This window comes from Caproicibacter fermentans, from assembly GCF_014303955.1.
Classification (GTDB): domain Bacteria; phylum Bacillota; class Clostridia; order Oscillospirales; family Acutalibacteraceae; genus Caproicibacter; species Caproicibacter fermentans.
The window spans coordinates 3,729,152-3,747,226 of the sequence record NZ_CP060286.1 but is presented as its reverse complement, the minus strand read 5'-3'; the positions used below and the strand labels follow the sequence as shown (position 1 = coordinate 3,747,226).

The window sequence follows — 18,075 nt, the reverse complement described above, 5'->3', positions numbered from 1 at the left end:
TTTTCACGGACGGATGTGAATTTTGTTTCGATACGGATTCTGCCAAAACAGCATGACGGTCGCTGCACGTTTGGAGTGCAGACTTATGTGAATCATCCCTGTAAGAGGCAAAAGGATCTTACCTGCATTTTTCAAAAGCAAACAGCGCGGCGCCCAGTGCGCCGTTATATTGGGCTAGCGGAGACGTCTGAATTTCTGTATTCAGCTCTTTTTCGAGCGCGTGCAAAACTCCGCAATTTCTTGCGACGCCGCCCGTCATGACGACGTCCGGCTGAACTCCGACGCGGCGGGCCAGCCCCCCGACCCGGCCGGCAACCGAGCGATGGATTCCGTCGATAATGTCGCAGCGGTCCGTCCCCTTCGCCAGCTGGGAAATAACCTCCGATTCCGCAAACACGGTGCAGGTGGAGCTGATTTCGACCTGAACCTGAGACTTTGCCCCAAGCCCCGCGAGATCGCCGACATCAACTTCCAGAACACGCGCCATAACATCCAGAAATCTTCCGGTTCCGGCCGCGCATTTATCGTTCATGACAAAATTGACCAGATTCCCGTCGTCGCCGACATGAAGAACTTTCGCGTCCTGACCGCCGATGTCGATCACCGTATGCACATTCGGAAAGAGAAAATGGGCGCCGTGCGCGTGGCAGCTCAGCTCACTCATCTGCTTATCCGCGATTTCAAGGGAATTTCTGCCGTATCCGGTGGCCAGAACAAAGGCCATATCCTCTCGTTTCAGACCGCCGTTTTCCAGCACCTCCGCGATCGCCCTCGAAGGCCCGCTGGTACCTGCGCCGACGGAAACCAGCGATTTGCTGACGATTTCTTTTCCGTCTTTCAGGATCACGCATTTTGAGGCCGTCGAGCCGATGTCGATTCCCATCGTATAAAGCGTATTCATAATTACCTTCCTTAGAAAGATGAATTTTCGTGAACGTTTTTGCCAGCATACGGCCGACGCCCCGAAGGCATGGTTTCGATCCGGCCCCCCAAGACGCGGCAGCGGCCGCCGCATGGTTACGTTTCCGTTCGCAGCAGCGGCCGTCATGCCAAATCATACTCTACTCCGAACTTTCTTCGGGTTCAAGTGATTTCAGAAAATCAGGTGATACGTGTCGTCTTTTTAGTGCTTAAACAGGCTGCCGAAAACCGAAAGGAAAATCGGGTTGTAAATATCGTCTATGATAACAGCGAAAGACGGATAAAGGACCCATGCGATGTTGTGCCAGCCATATTCGTCCATGATCGCTTTTTCGTTCGCGACCGCATTCGGACCGGAGCCGCAGCCCCAACCGATATTGCCGGCGGTCATGACCGCTGCGCCGTAGTCTTTGCCGAAGAGTCTGAACGAAATGAAGATGCCGAACACAGCGATCAGAACCGCCTGCATCAGCAGGATGATGCCCATCTGGCCTGCAACCGAAACGAGCTTAGTCAGGTCGATGGTCATAAGCACCAGAGCCAGGTAAAGTTCCAGGAACATGTGCTCAAGGGCATTGACTTCAGGCTCGTAAGTATTCTGGTGAGTGGCCTCCAGTACATTGCGGCCGATCGCGCCGGCAAACAGGCAGCCGATGAATTTCGGCATGGAAATCATTGGGATATTGTCAAGCAGGCAATAGATCGGCATGCCGAGTCCGGCAAGCAGAAGCAGCATTGCGAACGCTCTTACCATACTGTGGTTTTCCAGCGGATTGACCTTTCCGGTCGCCAGCTCCGCCGGTTTATCATTCGGGTCAGCCTTCAGCGAGTAGCGGGCGATCAGGAATGCCGCGACCGGGCCGCCGATGACGGAGCCCATGATATTGCCCATTGTACCTGCGGCGACGCCAACCGTTGTCGCAGCGTCTGCGCCCCAGCCTTTGAAAATAGGACCGAAAGCGGATGCGGTTCCAACACCGCCGGACATAGCCGAGGAAGAACACTGCAGCGCGAGCAGCGGATCCATGCCGATTACTTTGCCGAGCGCGACGCCCGCCACATCCTGCAGCGTAATCAGCAAAACAGCAGCAAATGCGATTTTGGCGCACAGCTTTCCGCCGGCATGTTTCAGCATCTTTGTGCTGAAACCGAACCCTACGCACAGGAAGAAAATATTCTGCGTGAAGTCCTTCATGATTTTTGTGTCGAATTCAAAGCCAATGGTTCCGGAGCCCTTGAGGACTGACACAATAATAGAGAAAATCAAACCGGATACCACCGGGGCCGGAATAGCATATTTGCGAAGCAGCTTGGAATGTTTGACCATGGCCTGCCCTGCAAAGATAACAATCGCAGCGAACAAAAGTGTAGTCAGATACTCGAATTTGAAAGAGGCAACGGCACCGTCTTTTGCGGCGGTGAAAGTCCCGAAATAGGCCATAATTTTATCCATAATTCATTCTCCTCCTACTTCGTTGCACGCAGAGCGCGGGGCAAAAGGTCCGTCTTGGAACACAGATCGAAGAATACAGTTCGTAAGAGTCATTGTTAATACTTCTCCCCTTGTTTATTTGTTTCCAATAGTTCCTGCCAAGGAAGCATCAAGCATTCAAGTAATACAGATCATTCCTCCGCATTCGCTGCTCTTGATTCCGGCCGCGCTTTTCGGTTTTTATTTTCCCCCTTTCCGATTCCGAAAAGCTTTTCCGTCAGAAATCGTCCCGCGCTTTCCCTTGTCTTCCCGGAAAAAGCAGACGCCTTTCACAGATAAATTTGGCAGACCCTATTTAAAGCTGATTGAAGGCAGCAGCCTGAGAGCCGCGCAAGTTTACTTCTTTTGGAACGTATTGTAATCGCGAAGCACGCGAGGCAGCAGCATTTGATGGAACGCGCAGATCGATTCCGGATTCTGATAAACGGAATTGACAAATGCCTTTGCATAGCCGCGTATCCGCGGAAGCTGGACAACCTCATCCACAAAGCCTTCCTGTGCACAGAACTTCGGACGGGATTTTTCCACATATTCCTGAATCATTTCGTTCATCTTGTCGATCGTCGGCTGAAGGTCTTTGCCGGCTTTCTTGTCTTTTACCAGCCTTCTGGAATACATCGCTGCTGCGGCGGTTTCGCCGTTCATCACGAACATCTCGGTCGCCGCCGTGCCCAGCGAAAACGCGTTGGTGTTGTTGCCCTGCGGTCCGCCCATAACGTAGTGTGCGGCGGCGCTTCCCTTGCGCAGGGTGATTTCCATCTGCGGAACGCCGGAATTTTCTATGGAATAGATCAGGGACTGGCCCAGACCCAGGAGCTCCGCGCGTTCCGCGTCGTCGCCGACATCGATTCCCGTCGTATCCTGAATCCAAATGACCGGCAGACGGTCACGGGCGCAAAGCGTTACGAACTCGTTCATTTTAATCAGGCCCTGGCGGTACAGCTTGCCGCCGATGCCCACCGCGTTTTCCTTATATTCCGGATACTGCATCAGCAGGCCCTGCATATTCGCGACCACGCCGACCAGAAGACCGTCAATCTTTGCAAGACCCGTTACGATTTCAGGGCCGTAACCGGGTTTGAATTCCGAAAATTCGCTGTTGTCAAATACACGGCCGAGAACATCATAAATATTGTAGGGCTTTTTCTGGTTCATCGGCACAACGTCGTACAGCTCGTTCGGGTCGTACTGCGGCTCGCGCGGATCATCCACGCGGAAGAAATCAAGGTTATAGGCCGGAATATCGTCCATGTATTTTTTAATGGCCTCCAGGACGCCGAGTTCTTCGGTGTAAACCTCGCGGAAAAATCCCGTCTGGCTGTAATGGACGGCGATGGAGCCCGGCGGATCCGTCTTCGCCTGCGACTGCGCCTTGATCAGCTGCTCGGCTCCTTCCAGATCCATGTACCCCTTCGGGTTCATTCCGCCCAGGATTCCCGCGCCGCCGACGGCCATATTAGCCTTTGCGTGCGCGATCAGAACGGTCGGGCTGATGCTGTGGTATCCGCCGCCCGCGGGATTGGTGCCGTAAATGCCGACAATGACCGGCACGCCCAGCTGCTGCAGCTCCGCGTTGCGGTAAAACGGCGTTCCGCCGCCGCGGCGGTTCGCATAAACCTTCTCCTGTTCATCCAGCTTCACCCCCGCTGCAGTTCAGAATGTAAACGAGCGGAATATGAAGGCATTTCGCGGTATCGGAAGCGCGCAGCAGGTTTTCGGACTGTCCCGGAACCCAGGCTCCCGCCAGCTTTTTATTGTCTGATGCAACCACGACAGCCCATTTCCCGTGAATGCGGCCAAGGCCTTTTATAATTGCGGTGGAATGGTTCGCGTTGCCGGCAGGATTATACAGGCTGTTGAGCGGGCACCAAGTGCCCTCGTCAACCAGCGCGCGGACGCGGTCCATTGCCGTCATCTGGCCGGACTGCCTGATGGACTCGTCGGAGCGGCCCGCGTCTTCCGCTTCTTTTACAAGCTGAAGAATTTCTTCTTCCACCTTTTTGAATTCCGCTTCATTCTCTTCATTCAGCCGGCTTAAAGGGCTCCCGGCCACGGGCATATTCTGAAAATAGCCCGGCATGGAATATTCGTGATTACTCATTCGTTACCTCCTTTATTCACTGCGGGACTTTAATGAAAGCCTGACCCGGATCAATCTCTTCGCGAATCATTCGAATGACTTCCGGATCCGGCGCATCAAGCGCGACAGCTCTTGACACATCGATTTCAAAGCCGGTATTTTCAGCGACATCCTCCGGGGAAGAAGTCGGATAGTACCCGGCAAGATACATGCGTTTTGACTGTTCGTCAAATTTCAGAATTCCGCGGTCGGTGACCACCATCTGCGGCCCGCGGTTGGTCGGAAGACCCTTTTTTGCACGGCCGTCCGGTCCGTCGATCCAGCCCGGGCTGGTAATGTAGTCGATATGATCCATGAAGCGGCGCTTTTCATGCTGCATCATGATGATCGTGTTGGAGTATGTGGAAATACCGTTTGCTCCGCCGCTGCCCGTAAAGCGGGTTTTCGGATGATTGTAATCTCCGATGCAGGTGGAATTCACGTTGCCGTACGGGTCGATCTGCGCGCCGCCGATAAAGGCGATCAGGCGGTCCGTGTCGTGCAGCCACTCGTTCGCTTCAAAGCCGATGAAGCGCACATTCGGCCATTGAACGGAGCAATGCGCCATGAAGCGGCAATCGCCCACGCTGCGCGGAACTTCGATCGGCGAACAGTCCATCAGGCCGCTTTCCACAATCAGGTTGCATTTCGGGGCATAGACTCTTTTGGCAAGCGAGGCGCCGATCAGCGGCAACCCGGTCCCAACGATAACGACCTGACCGTTCCGGATGGATTTTGCAATGGCAACCGCCTGCATTTCCTTATTGGTGTAATTCGTATAGTCAGCCATTATTTACCCTCCTTGGTCATATCGACCGAATATCCAAAGCCGGGAACCGCTTTCAGCTTGCTCAGCCGGACCGCGCCGAGCTTGTTCAGATATTCCTCATGATCCTTGACGCCGTAAACCCATTCGTCCAGGAAGGATTTGAAATCCTCGTCCGTCTTGCTGGCCTTGTCGTAATCCTGGAATAATTTCTTATCGTAGTCATAAAGCCCGTAGCACTGGGAGGGGTGCGCGCCGTAAGGAGCCAGGACAACGGCGTCCACACAGAAGCCCGGGATCGAGTTCTTCGTCGGATCCTTGCGGATTTCTTCGTCGCTGATGATTTCTTCACAGGTGACAACGCAGTGCTTGGCGGCAACCGCGATGTCCACGTCATGGAATTCATCGCCGATGATGCGGCAGGTTCCGTCCGGAGAGGCCGTTTGAACATGGATAATTGCGGTATCGATTTCCGGAACCGGGCAGAGAACCACTTTATGTCCGGGATGGAAGGGGTCGTCCTGAATCACAAACTTGTCGTTCGGCAGCTTGTCGATTTTCTGGCGTTCCTCTTTGCTGATGCCCCATTTGTCCACCAGGTCCGAGCCCATCATCAGGCGAACGGGAAGATACGGAAGACCGAGAGACGCCGCGTGAAGCTGCAGCATCAGAACGTCCTGGGAATAGTCTTCCACCAGAAGCTCGCCCGCTTCCACCGCCTTGCGGAAGCGGCGGCAAACGTTGGTAAAGCCGGAATTGGCTATGTAGCAGTTGTTAAACGCCTTGACACGGCCCTCCCCGATGAGCATATCCCAGTCGCCGCCGGCAGGGCCGCTCTCTCCGATGAAATCCTTCTGCCCCTGCCGCAGGATTTCATAGACGGCAGCATACGGCTTGCGGTTCGTTGTAAAACCGCCGAAAACCAGATGATCGCCGTCATGAACGAACTTTGAAATCGCGTCTGACAAGGAATATATTTTTCCCAAACGAAAGACCTCCTAAAATAATTTATAAAAATTACCTGTCTGTTGTAGTAATGCCTGATTCAGTGCCCGAAAACCATCATGAAAAAGCCTGCGGCAACCGCCGAGCCGATCACGCCCGCAACATTGGGGCCCATCGCGTGCATCAGCAGGAAGTTGGTCGGGTTTGCCTTCGCGCCCTCCACCTGGGCAACACGGGCGGCCATCGGCACGGCCGAAACGCCCGCGGCGCCGATGAGCGGATTGACCTTGCCGCGCGTGATGAAGCAAAGAAGCTTTCCAAACAGCAGGCCGCCCATCGTGGAAAAGCCGAACGCAAAGAGTCCCATCGCGATAATCGCCATAGTCTGCGTGCGCAGGAACAGTTCGCCGTTTGCGGTCGCCCCCACGCTGAGGCCAAGCATAATCGTCACGATATTGCAAAGCTCGTTCTGGGCGGTTTCGGACAAACGCGAAGCCACGCCGGACTCGCGGAAAAGATTGCCCAGCATCAGCATACCGAGCAGCGGAGCGACCGAAGGGAGAAGCAGCACGGTGAGCAGAACAACGAATACCGGGAAAACAATTTTTTCCACTTTGCTGACCTTGCGGAGCTGCCCCATTTTGATGGACCTCTCTTTTTTCGTGGTCATCAGCCTCATGATCGGCGGCTGAATCATTGGAATCAGCGCCATATAGGAATAAGCCGCCACCGCGATCGGCGCAACCAGAGTCGGCGCAAGATTGTTCGCGATAAAAATGGAAGTGGGGCCGTCCGCGCCGCCGATAATTCCGATTGCCGCCGCCTGTGCGGGCGTAAACAATCCGGTGGCGTTTGCAAGAATAAACGCCGTGTAAATGCCGAACTGTGCGGCCGCGCCCAGAAGCAGGCTGGCCGGGTTCGCGATCAGCGGACCGAAATCGGTCATCGCGCCGACACCCATAAAAATCAGGCAGGGGAACAGATCGCTTTTGATTCCGTAATAGATGATACTGATCAGGCCGGAATGATACCAGGGGTCCGCTTCCGTCATCATGCCCGCGAGCGGAAGGTTTGCCAGAAACATTCCGAAAGCGATCGGCAGCAGAAGCAGCGGCTCAAACTTTTTGGCAATTGCAAGATACATGAGGACAAAAGAGACCAGAATCATCACTCCGCTCTGCCAGGTGAGCGCGGCAAAACCGGATTCTTCAAGAAGCGTCCCCATCACAGAGAAAAAATTCATTGGGGAGCCTCCTTATTTCAAAGTTACAAGTATCTGATCGGTGTCTACCATATCGCCCTTCTTCACCGGAATCGATGCGACGACGGCATCGCAGGGAGAGACAATTTCGTTTTCCATTTTCATGGCTTCCAGCAAAACAAGAACCTGACCGGCCTTAACAGTGTCTCCAACGGAAACCTTAATATCAAGGACGGAGCCCGGCATCGGGCTGGTCACATTTGAAGAACCTGCGGGCGCGGGGGCCGGAGCAGCTTTCGGGGCTGCCGGGGCAGGCGCCGGCGCAGGAGCGGGAACAGATACGGGTGCGCTTGTTGCCGCCGTCGCTGCAGACCTTGACAGAGGTTTAAATCCGGTTTCCACCTTTTCCACTTCAACCTCATATTTTTTGCCGTTTAAAGTAACGATGTATTTCATAATCTTTTCTCCTAACAATGATAAATCAGCTGAACATCAGCCGGGTTCACAATCAGATTTCCTGAATCTTTGTAATTTGAAAGCGATCGACCGGAAGATTCATCTCTTCGCTGATCACCGCAATCAGAATCGCCAGAACGTCGTCTTCCTCTTTTTCACCTGTCGGCGCCTGCTGCACGGCAGAATTTTTCTTCACCGCACCGGTCCCTTTGCCGATTCCCGCGGCGGAGAAAATTCTGGAGAAGCCCATAATGGCCAGCGCAAGTGCGATCAGCGTGAGAAAAACGATGGTCAAGCCCAATCCGGATACCGTCAGCGATTGAATCAGATTCATGCTCGCTTCCGTCCACATAATGCCAACCTCCATGAAGAACATAATTTATGCATTCCGTACTGTGGAATTCATTTCACAAATTCTATAGTATTTAACACATACTTCTTTCACAATTCGGAATCCACCACATAGAATTCCGTATGATAAAACAAGTTCCACCTCGTACTGGTTATATTATATACAAACCAGTTCGAAGCTATCATAATAATTGAGAAAATACAGACTTTTTCGCAATAAATTATGAACAAATTATAAACAGAACTTTTGTGAAAGGTTACGGTTCGCGGCGAACAATCGCAGAAACGCCCATCCCGCCGCCGACGCAAAGCGTTGCAAGGCCATAGTTCGAGTTGCGGCGCTGCATTTCGTGAAGCAGGGTTACAAAGATACGGCAGCCGGAAGCTCCGACCGGATGTCCGATGGCTATGGCCCCGCCGTTGACATTGACTTTCGCAAGATCAAGATCCAGCAGCTTTGCAACCGCAAGCGACTGTGCCGCAAAGGCTTCGTTCGCCTCAATCAGGTCCATGTCATTTACGGTGAGCCCTGTTTTCTCCATAATCTTCTTTGTGCTGAACGCCGGGCCGATTCCCATATAGGCCGGGTCAACGCCGGCGGACTGCCCCGCAATCCAGGTTGCCATCGGGGTTACGCCGAGCTCCTTTGCCTTTTCTTCGCTCATGACAATCACTGCCGCCGCACCGTCGTTGATGCCGGAAGCATTGCCGGCTGTTACGGTTCCGTCCGGTTTAAAAGCCGGTTTCAGTTTGGCAAGGCCCTCTTTTGTCACGCCGACGCGGGGGCCCTCGTCGGTATCGAACAGAACGGTCTGTTTTTTCAGTTTTACCTCGACGGGAACGATTTCGTCGTGAAAACGGTTTTCCGCAAGTGCTTTTTCCGCCTTTTGCTGGCTGAATGCAGCGAACTCATCCTGCATTTCCCGGGTAATTCCGTATTTTTCCGCGACATTTTCAGCCGTGATGCCCATATGAAAATCATTGAACGCGTCCCAAAGAGCGTCTTTGATCATCAGATCCTCCAGCACTCCGTTGTTCATGCGGTAACCAAAGCGCGCTTTTGAGATCGAGTACGGAGCCATGGACATATTCTCCATTCCGCCCGCCACAACAATGTCCGCTTCGCCTGACTCTATCATTGCCGCTGCAAGATTGACGCTTTTCAGTCCCGAACCGCAGACATTGTTGAGTGTCGATGCCGGGACTTCCTGCGGAATGCCGGCAAAGACGGATGCCTGGCGAACCACATTCTGACCAAGCCCCGCCTGCAGCACGCAGCCCATCAGCACTTCATCCACCTGCTCCGGCTGAACGCCGGCTCTTTTCAGAGCTTCCCGAATCACGATGGACCCGAGCGTTGAAGCCGGCACTGCGGAAAGGGACCCTCCCATTTTTCCAACAGCCGTTCTTACGGCACCCGCCAGAACCACTTTCTTCGACATTTTTTGTTCCTCCATTTCTATAATTATCCCTGTCATGTTCATCAGGATAGGAATACCAAAAAAATATTTGATAATTGCTATTTCGTATTATGAAATGTATTCTATATGATAGAATTTCAATAAACATAATAGCATTGTTGTACGTCTCTGTCAATAAAAAACAAGCAATTTCTATTCATTGTCACAATCCGGCTTGAGAACCGGGTTTAAATGAATTGCATCATATGGAATTATGAGTTATACTTTTATTTAGAATACCATGCAGGAATTATGCAGGAAGGTAATGAATTATGATACAAAGTTTAATCCGCGCAATCAACGTTTTAGAAGCATTGAAAGAACCGGAAAAATCATTCTCGCTTGCGGAGCTGTCCGAAGCTTTGGAGCTTCCCCCCAGCACCATCCACCGCATTCTGCAAACATTCTGTTCCAAAAATTACGTGACGCGGGACGAAAGGACGCACCTTTATCAGTTGGGTCCCGCGCTGATTTCTCTTGGAATGGCCGCAACGCACCATGTAAAGCTGCAAAACGCGGCGCCCCCCATTTTAAGAAAGCTTTCCGCCATGACGGGCGAGGATACGTTCCTTGTGATTCTCGCGGGCTTTAAGGGCCTGGTTTTGGAAAAGGTGGAGGGGCCGAACAACCTGAAGGTCATTGAAAAATTCGGCTACGAGGTCGACCTTCACTGCGGAGCCATCAGAAAATCCCTGCTTGCCTATCAGCCGGATTCTTTTATCCGCGACTTTATCGAACACGGCCTCAGCCGGCACGCGGACAATACGATCACAAATCCTTCAACGCTGATGGAAGACCTGAAGAAAATCCGCAGGGAGGGAATCGCCGTTTCCTGCGGGGAATATATTCGCGACGCCATGGGAGTCGGAGCGCCCGTTTTCAGCAGAAACGGGTCAGTTGTCGCTTCCATGGGACTGATTGCGCCGATTTCACGCGTTGACTCAAAACGCATCGAGCTGCTGAAAAGGGACGTAAAGCAATGCTCTCAGGAGCTTTCCTATGATCTGGGGTACGCCGAAAACACCGCCGACCGTTACGGAAAATTCTAAGCGGTATTGACCTTTCATTTCTGTCAGCTTACAAGGAACTGCACGCAGACCGCAAACGGATAGATAACAGCAAACTGCGATATGCTCCCACAGAGGGGAGCATATCGCAGTTTTGTTCTGTTGATTTCAAAGGGGCATCATTTTGGCGCGCTACACAATGCTTGCAAAGTGCAGCGCGCCAAAACGGGGCAAGCCTCCCTTGCTTTCTGTTCCCCGGTTGCGGCAGCCATGACACGGCAAAAATCCGTCCTGTCAAAGGCCGGGTAAGCTCTGTCGGAAGTCAGCTCCGGATGCTTTGAAACATCGCAAACGACTGCCCGCGCATCCTAAGACGACCATTTTCCAAAGTACTGCGGCCTATCGTAAAAACGGGTTTGCCCTTCTCCGTCAAAGGAATTTCCACTTCACGGCAGGAAGGATTCACCGCTATAAAGTACTTGCCACGGCGGTATACAAACGGATAACAGTCTTTCTCCGCATAAATCACCTCAAAGTTTGGAACCGCCTGCAAATCAGTAATTTGATGGCGCAGGGCCAGCACTTTTCGCACCGTATTCAGCAAAGAATTTTCGTCTTTTTCCTCGTTTTCCACCGTGGGGGCACAGTCACGGGCGTCTACCGGCAGATATAGCTTTTCCCTCTCTGCGTTGGAGAAGCCTAAATTTTTCCCGTTCGTCCACTGCATTGGCGTACGCGTTCCGGTTCGGTGATAGCCGCCTTCCACACTCGTCAGGTTAAAATACTGCATCCCGATTTCATCGCCGTAATAGAGAAATGGAACGCCCGGCATGGTTAAAAGAAACGAATACGCGATTTTGCATTCCGAATTATCATAGCCGAGCGTCATGCGGGGAGTATCATGATTGCAGGTTATAAAGCTGATATAGCCCGCTGACTTTGACACATTGTATTTCGGAAGATAATCCTCCAGAAACTCCATGATGTTTCCCCGGCCCTGTTTGCTGAAAAAGCTGAGCGGGGCGCCGTCACTGCCCGTTTTACGAAAAAGTGAATCGTAACCGTTTCCCCTGTGATTCAGATAAAAATCCATGTGAAACCGCGACTTGTTAATCGCCTTGTCGGGATCGGACCATTCGGATACCATTGCAGCTTCCGGATATTCCCGGTCAAGCATCTCGCGCACATTTCTCCAGATTTCAGCGGTCGCAGCGTGATCGTCGTCATTTTTAACCAAGGACGCAGCCATATCGACGCGAAAACCATCGCAGCCTGCATCAAGCCAAAAACGCATCACGTCTTTCATCTCTTCGCGTGTCGCGACGCAGTCCGGACTTGTATAATGCTTCTGCCACGGTGCGGTTATCCTGTTAAAACCGTAATTCAGGGATGGCTGTGACGAAAAAAAATTCAGAAGGTAGCAGCCGTCTCTTTCTGTTACACCGCACATGGAGTTGAACCCGGCCGGGCGGTTCCATACGGAATCCGTCCAGATATACCGGTGGCTGTATTGATTTTGTTTCGCTTTTTTGCTTTCCAGAAACCACGGGTGCCGGTCGGAGGTATGTCCGGGAACCAAATCGAGCAAGATACGCATTCCGCGCTTATGCGCCTCCGTAAAGCACCGTATCATATCGTTGTTCGTACCGTAGCGGGGTGCGATTTTTTTATAGTCACAAACATCATATCCGGCATCCATAAAAGGAGAATCAAAGCAGGGATTGATCCAAATTGAATTGCAGCCAAGCGATTTTACGTAATCCAGCTTTTCGGTGACGCCGTTGATGTCCCCAATCCCGTCGCCGTTCGTGTCGTAAAAGCTTTGCGGATATATTTCATAAAACACTGCGTCGTTAAGCCATTTGGGCATCATACAAGTTGGATGCGCCGGCAAAAATCATTTTTGCTCCGGAAATCGGACATTTGATTATTGTACTTAATTTTTAATTCAAATGGAGTAGTAAAAAGAGAATCCGCCAAACGGATGTAAAAATCCCGATTCCGCGAGTTCCGTTTTTTCAGCGGAGACCCAGTCGATCGCTTTGCCAACCGGAAGAACAATGTTTTTGCCTTCTCCTGTGTTGTTTAATACGGTCAGAGCCTTTTCATCGCCATACCCCCGTTCCAGATAAAAGACCCCGTCGTCGGCCCACATTTTTATATTACCGTACTGAAGCGGTTTGCAGCTTTTGCGAAAGGAAATGATCTGTTGATAAAAGGCAAGTAAGTCTTTGTCCCAACGGTTCTCGTCCCAGTCAAAGGTACGCCTGCTGTCCGGGTCACCGTTGCCTTCCATGCCGATTTCCGTTCCATAATAGGTACAAGGTACGCCAATATAACTGAATAAAAACAGAATGGCCAGCATCAGTTTCTTTTTATCCCCCCGGCACCAGGTCAGGAAACGCATGGTATCATGGCTGTCCAAAAGGTTCAGCATGGAAAAATTGGCCTGATCCGAGTTCCACATCAGGCTGCCGGATAAATCCTCCGCAAATTCTTCCGCGCTGATTTCCCCTGATGCAAAAAATTGAATGCACGATTTTGTTACAGGGTAGTTCATCACCCCGTCGAATTGGTCGCCCATCAGCCATGGGTAAGAATTATGCCAGTTTTCGCCGATAATCACGGCTTCCGGATTGATCCCTTTAACCAGTTGGCGAAAATCCCGCCAGAACTGGTGGTCGATTTCATCGGAGACATCGAGGCGCCAGCCGTCGATCCCTGTTTCTTCCATCCAGTAAGCGACCGTATCAAAAAGATACTTTTTGAGCTGCGGATTTGATGTGTTGAGCTTCGGCATGTTGGGGCTTGTTCCAAAGCACCGGTATTTCGGTTCGCCGCCATGCTCAGGAAACTCAGTAAAATGGAACCAGCCGGCATATTGGGAATGACCGCCGTTTTTCAGAACGTCCTGAAACGGGGCAAAAAAGTAACCGCTGTGGTTGAATACCCCATCCAGAATTACGCGAATGCCATTTTCATGCGCCTGTTTTATGAGTTTACACAGCAGGTCTTTATCCCCGAAAGCGGGGTCGACCTTACGGTAATCGGTTGTATCATATTTATGGTTGCTGGGGGACTCAAAGATCGGAGTGAGGTACAGCCCGTTGATTCCAAGTTCTTTCAGGTAATCAAGTTTTTCAAGGATGCCCTGCAAATCACCGCCGAAAAAGCTTTTCGGCTTTGGAAGCTCGCCCCACGGGGAAACACTCCCGGGGTCATTGCCGGGGTCGCCATTGTAAAACCGTTCCACAAAGATCTGATAAAAAATTGCTTCATGAACCCAGGAGGGAACGGTGTGAACGTCGATCGGATTGATGAACGGGTACTGAAAATAATGAAAATAAGCATATTGATCGTTGAAAGCTTCGGTTACTCCGGATTCGGAATAAACGAGAGTCGCTTCGCCGTCGGAGATTAGAAAATAATAGCCCAGCCTCGGATCGTCCGTTGCATAGTTATACTGATAATAATCGAAGTAACGGTCGGTGGCGATTTTTTCCATTTGGAATTTTTGTTTTGTCATCCATGCGTGTTTTTTTGCAATTACTAACACTGCGGATTTGCAGTCATCCTTTGCCGTGCGCAGACGGATATGTAATTCATGACTGCTATAAGCAAAAGCATAGTTGCTTTTGGGGTTATGATAAAGTGCTTGTAAGTTCAAGTTTTACCTCCTGACATGTCCCTCCCCCCGCCGAAGACGGGGGAGGGACATGTCCATATTTTCAATCTAAATTGGAAATGCTGTAATGAGCCTTACGATTCCGTCTGTATAAGGCTGTTCCATTCCGACACTGCCTTTTTCTGTGCGTCTTCAGGCGACAGTTTCTCATCGAATACTTCCGGGCCGATTTCGCCGATGACCGTCCAGAAATAAGAAATTCGCTTGACGCTTGGCATGGGAGCGGATTTTTGGAACGCCTCCAGAATAGCGCCGGAGATGGGATCCGTTGAAAGCCCGCTGACCTTGGAAACATCTTTTCTGGCCGTGATTTTGCCAGCTTTGGAATAAAGCAGTTCCGCGCTTTCATTGGAAACAAGGAATTGCGCAAAAAGCTGCGCGGCCTTGGGATATTTGGTGTAAGACGCCACATGCGCGTTTTGAATGTAGGAAAATACCTTCGGCTGTTTTCCGTCATAGGTTGGAATCGGAATTACTCCGAAATCGACGTTCGCTTTTTCATAGGTTTTTACATCCCAGGGACCGCTCATGATATAACCCGCTTTGCCGCTGGTGAATTGCTTATTGAGAAAATCCGTGTTGCTGGAGTCTACCGCTTTCATCGGCATCAATAGATGGAATTTTTGAATCACCTGCAGTCCTTTCAAAAATTCCGGAGTATCGAAGTTAGGTTTATTTTCATCAGTGCCGTCGGCTCCGAACAAATTATAACCGTAGGTGCTGAGCAACGGATAAAGAGGTGATCCCTCATTCGCGTTAAACAGGAACCAGAATTTATTCTGCTTTGCATCATTATAGGTCTTCGCTTTCTGAAAAATCTCTTCAAAGGTTGTCGCGGGGGTTTTCACCAGTTTCTTATTGTAAAACAGTACCGACGTTTCAACAGAAACCGGCGCGCCGTAAACTTTGCCGTCCTTCGTCACTGTTTTCAGCGCCACGGGGCTGACAGCATCTTTCATCCCCTGGACTATGCTGTTGTCGAAAGGCAAGAGTATCCCCTGTACAATCGCCTGATAGGACAGGTCATGCGCAAGCATAAACACGTCCGCTCCCGACTTTGCCACAGCTTCCAGCTTCGCTTTTTTCAGATTATCCTCGGTTCCTTTTTGTACGGTTACCGAAACCCCGTACTTTTCCTTAAACTTTTCGGCAACCGCTTTGCCCCACGCCAAATCGCTGTCTACGCCGCCGGTGCGAAATGTTAATGTCGCGCCCTTTTCCGGCGCAGGCGCCTCCCCGCTTTCGGAGGCTGTGCCGCCGGACGCCTCCGATCTGGACGTATCGGCCGGCACGTTGGATTTGCAGGCTGCCAAAGGGAATGCCACCGACAGGCATAAGGTAACTGCTAAAATTTTTTTCAACTTCATACTTGCTCATCCTTTCATTGTGCGCAAGGCACAAATTATTTGTGATCAGGGACATCGTTAAAACGTGTATCTGTTAACAACAACCGGGATTGAGCTTATCGCCGCGATAAAGGCGGAATTCACCATTCAGCCCTTGTTCGCACCGGCGGCAACGCCCTGAACCAGGTATTTTTGAAACAAGATAAATAAAATTGTGATCGGGACCGCGATCAGAATAGCCCCCGCCGCGAACATGGTGAATTTATCGTTTTCCTTGCCGGAGATCATATTGTAAAGGCCGATCGCCACTGTCGTGTTGTCATTATCCGTTGACAAAAGCAGGCTGGGCATAATGAAGTCCATCCACGGCAGCATAAACTGGGACACCGCGCAATAGGTAATAATCGGTTTCGACATTGGCAAAATAATTTTTAAGAAAGTGGAAAAATAGGAACATCCGTCAATATAGGCCGCCTCATCGATTTCTTTCGAAATGCCGTCCAAATAGCCCTTCACAAGCCATACATTATACGGTATTGCGCCAGCGGAATAAATAATGACCAGTGCGAGCGGATGGTTTAAAAGGCCCAGCGTCAAATACAGCGTGTAAAGCGCTGTCATGGATAAAAAGTTAGGGAACATGGAAAGAAGCAGCAATCCGATTAAGCCCGATTTTCTGCCTTTAAAATGAAACCGTGACACGATCCACGCGGTTATCATAATAAGGACGACGGAAACTACCGCGTTAAGGGTCGCTATCAGGAAAGAATTCTTAAACCAGACCGGATAATTGGTTTCTTTAAAAAGTCTGGCGTAATTATAAAGCGTAAGCTGTTTCGGGATAAGCGAAGAGGAAGCCAGACTGTCCCCCGGATTAAACGACGACAAAACAATCCAGAGAATCGGAATCAAAACAAAAAGCGCTACCGTAATCAATTCTAAATGCACGAAAAAGGAGTTTATTCTTTTCTTCATTTGTTTACATCTCCTTAATAGCGGTCGTACCCTTTAAATTCCAGTAAGAAACAACACCGACTAATATAAAAATCAGAATATTTAAAACAGCGGCCAGATTATACATGTTCTGATTCAGGGTCAGTTTATAAATCCATGAAATCAGAATATCAGTGTCGCCCGCGAATTGCAGCGAGGAATTATTGGGTCCGCCGTTTGTTAGGAAATAGATAAACCCAAATCCATTGAAATTGCCGACCAGATTCATTAATACCAAAGGCGCGGTCGCTTTCATCAGCAAAGGCAGCTTAATCCGCCGAAAAATCTGAAGTTTGTTCGCCCCGTCGATTTGAGCAGCCTCATAAAGGGCCGGATCCTGATTTGCCAATACCCCGAGCAGCATAACCATAAACATCGGAAAACCGATCCACAAATTCACCACGACGATCGTAGCTTTCGCGGTAAAAGCATCGGACAGAAACGGGATTCTGCTGTGAATCAGTCCAAAGTCTAATAACAGCTGGTTCAAGGGACCGAATTGTCCGTTAAATAAATTTCGGAACATTAAAAGCGAAATCATTCCCGGAATCGCCCACGGCAATATGTAGATGGAGCGAAAAAACGATTTGTGCTTCACACAATCGCTGTTGATCAGCAGTGCCTGAAAAAGGCCCATGAAATAAGTGGAGAAGGTTGCAAGAAAAGCCCATATTACGGTCCAGGCCAAAACGACAAGGAACGTTTGAGACCAGATCGGTATGCTGATCAATTTTATAAAATTATCCAGACCGACCCACTTTACCAAATTGGCGGGAGGAAGATGATCCGCATTGTAATTCGTAAAAGCCGTAAGAACCGAAAAAATGATCGGCATGACTACGATATACAAAACGAGAAAAAGGATCGGCGCAAGCACAAAATAAGGGAACATTTTCTGATATAATTTCTTGCCGAATGCGCGCGAGCTTAAGTAAGCGTGTGTGTCGTCAACCGCTTTTCCCGTGCGATAGGCATCGACGATATTCCATAGATAAATCCCTAAAAAAATCATGAGAATCATCAGGGCCATAATTCCATTGACCATCAAATAGGTCGAATGGTCCTCGCCGGGTACGGCGCCTAAAGTAAACAGACCCCAAATTCCCCGTGAAAAATAACCGCCGTATAACCGCACTTGAAAATCCGGAATCTGTCCGGCAAAAAAATTGAACCAATAGCCGGAGACCGACTCTATTCCGAACAGCAAAACCTGGGCGGCAAAAAGCAGGATACCCTTTGCCCTTTGCCTGCCGATAAAGAACTGGCCGCTGCCCCAGAAAAGGCAGGATAAAATGGTAGAACTGATTTTTTTCGTCATTGCAATTGCCTCCCC

Annotated in this window: 14 protein-coding genes and 1 pseudogene; 1 reads left to right on the top strand and 14 read right to left on the bottom strand. The window is 50.5% G+C overall.

Annotated elements, in window-relative coordinates; translation table 11 throughout:
* Positions 1-118 precede the first annotated feature (118 nt).
* From hgdC to HCR03_RS18520, 9 genes and pseudogenes are all read right to left on the bottom strand, one after another.
* Positions 119-901, bottom strand: coding sequence for a (R)-2-hydroxyglutaryl-CoA dehydratase activase HgdC (gene hgdC / locus HCR03_RS18560; protein ID WP_066643139.1), 783 nt, complete (start codon positions 899-901; stop codon positions 119-121).
* Positions 902-1,123: 222 nt separating this feature from the next.
* A complete protein-coding gene (locus HCR03_RS18555; RefSeq protein ID WP_156991143.1) occupies positions 1,124-2,374 on the bottom strand; it encodes a sodium/glutamate symporter in 1,251 nt (416 codons plus the stop codon).
* A 375-nt stretch (positions 2,375-2,749) separates the two neighbouring features.
* A pseudogene (locus HCR03_RS18550) lies at positions 2,750-4,514 on the bottom strand (acyl-CoA carboxylase subunit beta).
* A gap of 16 nt (positions 4,515-4,530) precedes the next feature.
* Positions 4,531-5,322 carry a glutaconate CoA-transferase subunit B gene (gene gctB, locus HCR03_RS18545; RefSeq protein WP_066643148.1) on the bottom strand — a complete coding sequence of 264 codons (792 nt, stop codon included), beginning with the start codon at positions 5,320-5,322 and terminating at the stop codon, positions 4,531-4,533.
* Positions 5,322-6,284 (bottom strand): glutaconate CoA-transferase subunit A, encoded by a 963-nt coding sequence (gctA, locus tag HCR03_RS18540; RefSeq protein ID WP_156991141.1) that lies wholly within the window; start codon positions 6,282-6,284, stop codon positions 5,322-5,324. The genes gctB and gctA overlap by 1 nt, the downstream gene beginning before the upstream one ends.
* Positions 6,285-6,343: 59 nt before the next feature.
* Entirely contained in the window at positions 6,344-7,486 is a 1,143-nt protein-coding gene (locus tag HCR03_RS18535; protein WP_066643154.1) for a sodium ion-translocating decarboxylase subunit beta, read from the bottom strand.
* Positions 7,487-7,498: 12 nt separating this feature from the next.
* Entirely contained in the window at positions 7,499-7,900 is a 402-nt protein-coding gene (locus HCR03_RS18530) for a biotin/lipoyl-containing protein (protein ID WP_187035851.1), read from the bottom strand.
* 52 nt (positions 7,901-7,952) lie between these two features.
* A complete protein-coding gene (locus tag HCR03_RS18525; RefSeq protein ID WP_187035849.1) occupies positions 7,953-8,252 on the bottom strand; it encodes an OadG family protein in 300 nt (99 codons plus the stop codon).
* Positions 8,253-8,508: 256 nt separating this feature from the next.
* Positions 8,509-9,693 (bottom strand): acetyl-CoA C-acetyltransferase, encoded by a 1,185-nt coding sequence (locus HCR03_RS18520; protein ID WP_187035847.1) that lies wholly within the window; start codon positions 9,691-9,693, stop codon positions 8,509-8,511.
* Positions 9,694-9,983: 290 nt separating this feature from the next.
* On the opposite strand from HCR03_RS18520, the gene HCR03_RS18515 reads away from it, so the two are divergent.
* Positions 9,984-10,760: an IclR family transcriptional regulator gene (locus HCR03_RS18515; protein ID WP_066643162.1), complete on the top strand. Its 777-nt coding sequence runs from the start codon at positions 9,984-9,986 to the stop codon at positions 10,758-10,760.
* A 280-nt stretch (positions 10,761-11,040) separates the two neighbouring features.
* Here HCR03_RS18515 and HCR03_RS18510 read toward each other — a convergent pair whose 3' ends face one another.
* The 5 genes from HCR03_RS18510 to HCR03_RS18490 form a co-directional block, all read right to left on the bottom strand.
* Positions 11,041-12,591 carry an alpha-amylase family glycosyl hydrolase gene (locus tag HCR03_RS18510; RefSeq protein ID WP_228725020.1) on the bottom strand — a complete coding sequence of 517 codons (1,551 nt, stop codon included), beginning with the start codon at positions 12,589-12,591 and terminating at the stop codon, positions 11,041-11,043.
* Positions 12,592-12,666: 75 nt separating this feature from the next.
* Positions 12,667-14,385, bottom strand: a complete 1,719-nt coding sequence (locus HCR03_RS18505) for a glycoside hydrolase family 13 protein (RefSeq protein ID WP_187035845.1) — start codon at positions 14,383-14,385, stop codon at positions 12,667-12,669.
* Positions 14,386-14,477: 92 nt separating this feature from the next.
* Positions 14,478-15,770 carry a sugar ABC transporter substrate-binding protein gene (locus tag HCR03_RS18500; protein ID WP_187035842.1) on the bottom strand — a complete coding sequence of 431 codons (1,293 nt, stop codon included), beginning with the start codon at positions 15,768-15,770 and terminating at the stop codon, positions 14,478-14,480.
* 126 nt (positions 15,771-15,896) lie between these two features.
* Complete coding sequence (locus HCR03_RS18495; protein WP_187035840.1) at positions 15,897-16,724, bottom strand: sugar ABC transporter permease; 828 nt, start codon at positions 16,722-16,724, stop codon at positions 15,897-15,899.
* Positions 16,725-16,728: 4 nt separating this feature from the next.
* A complete protein-coding gene (locus HCR03_RS18490; protein WP_187035838.1) occupies positions 16,729-18,060 on the bottom strand; it encodes a carbohydrate ABC transporter permease in 1,332 nt (443 codons plus the stop codon).
* Positions 18,061-18,075 lie beyond the last annotated feature (15 nt).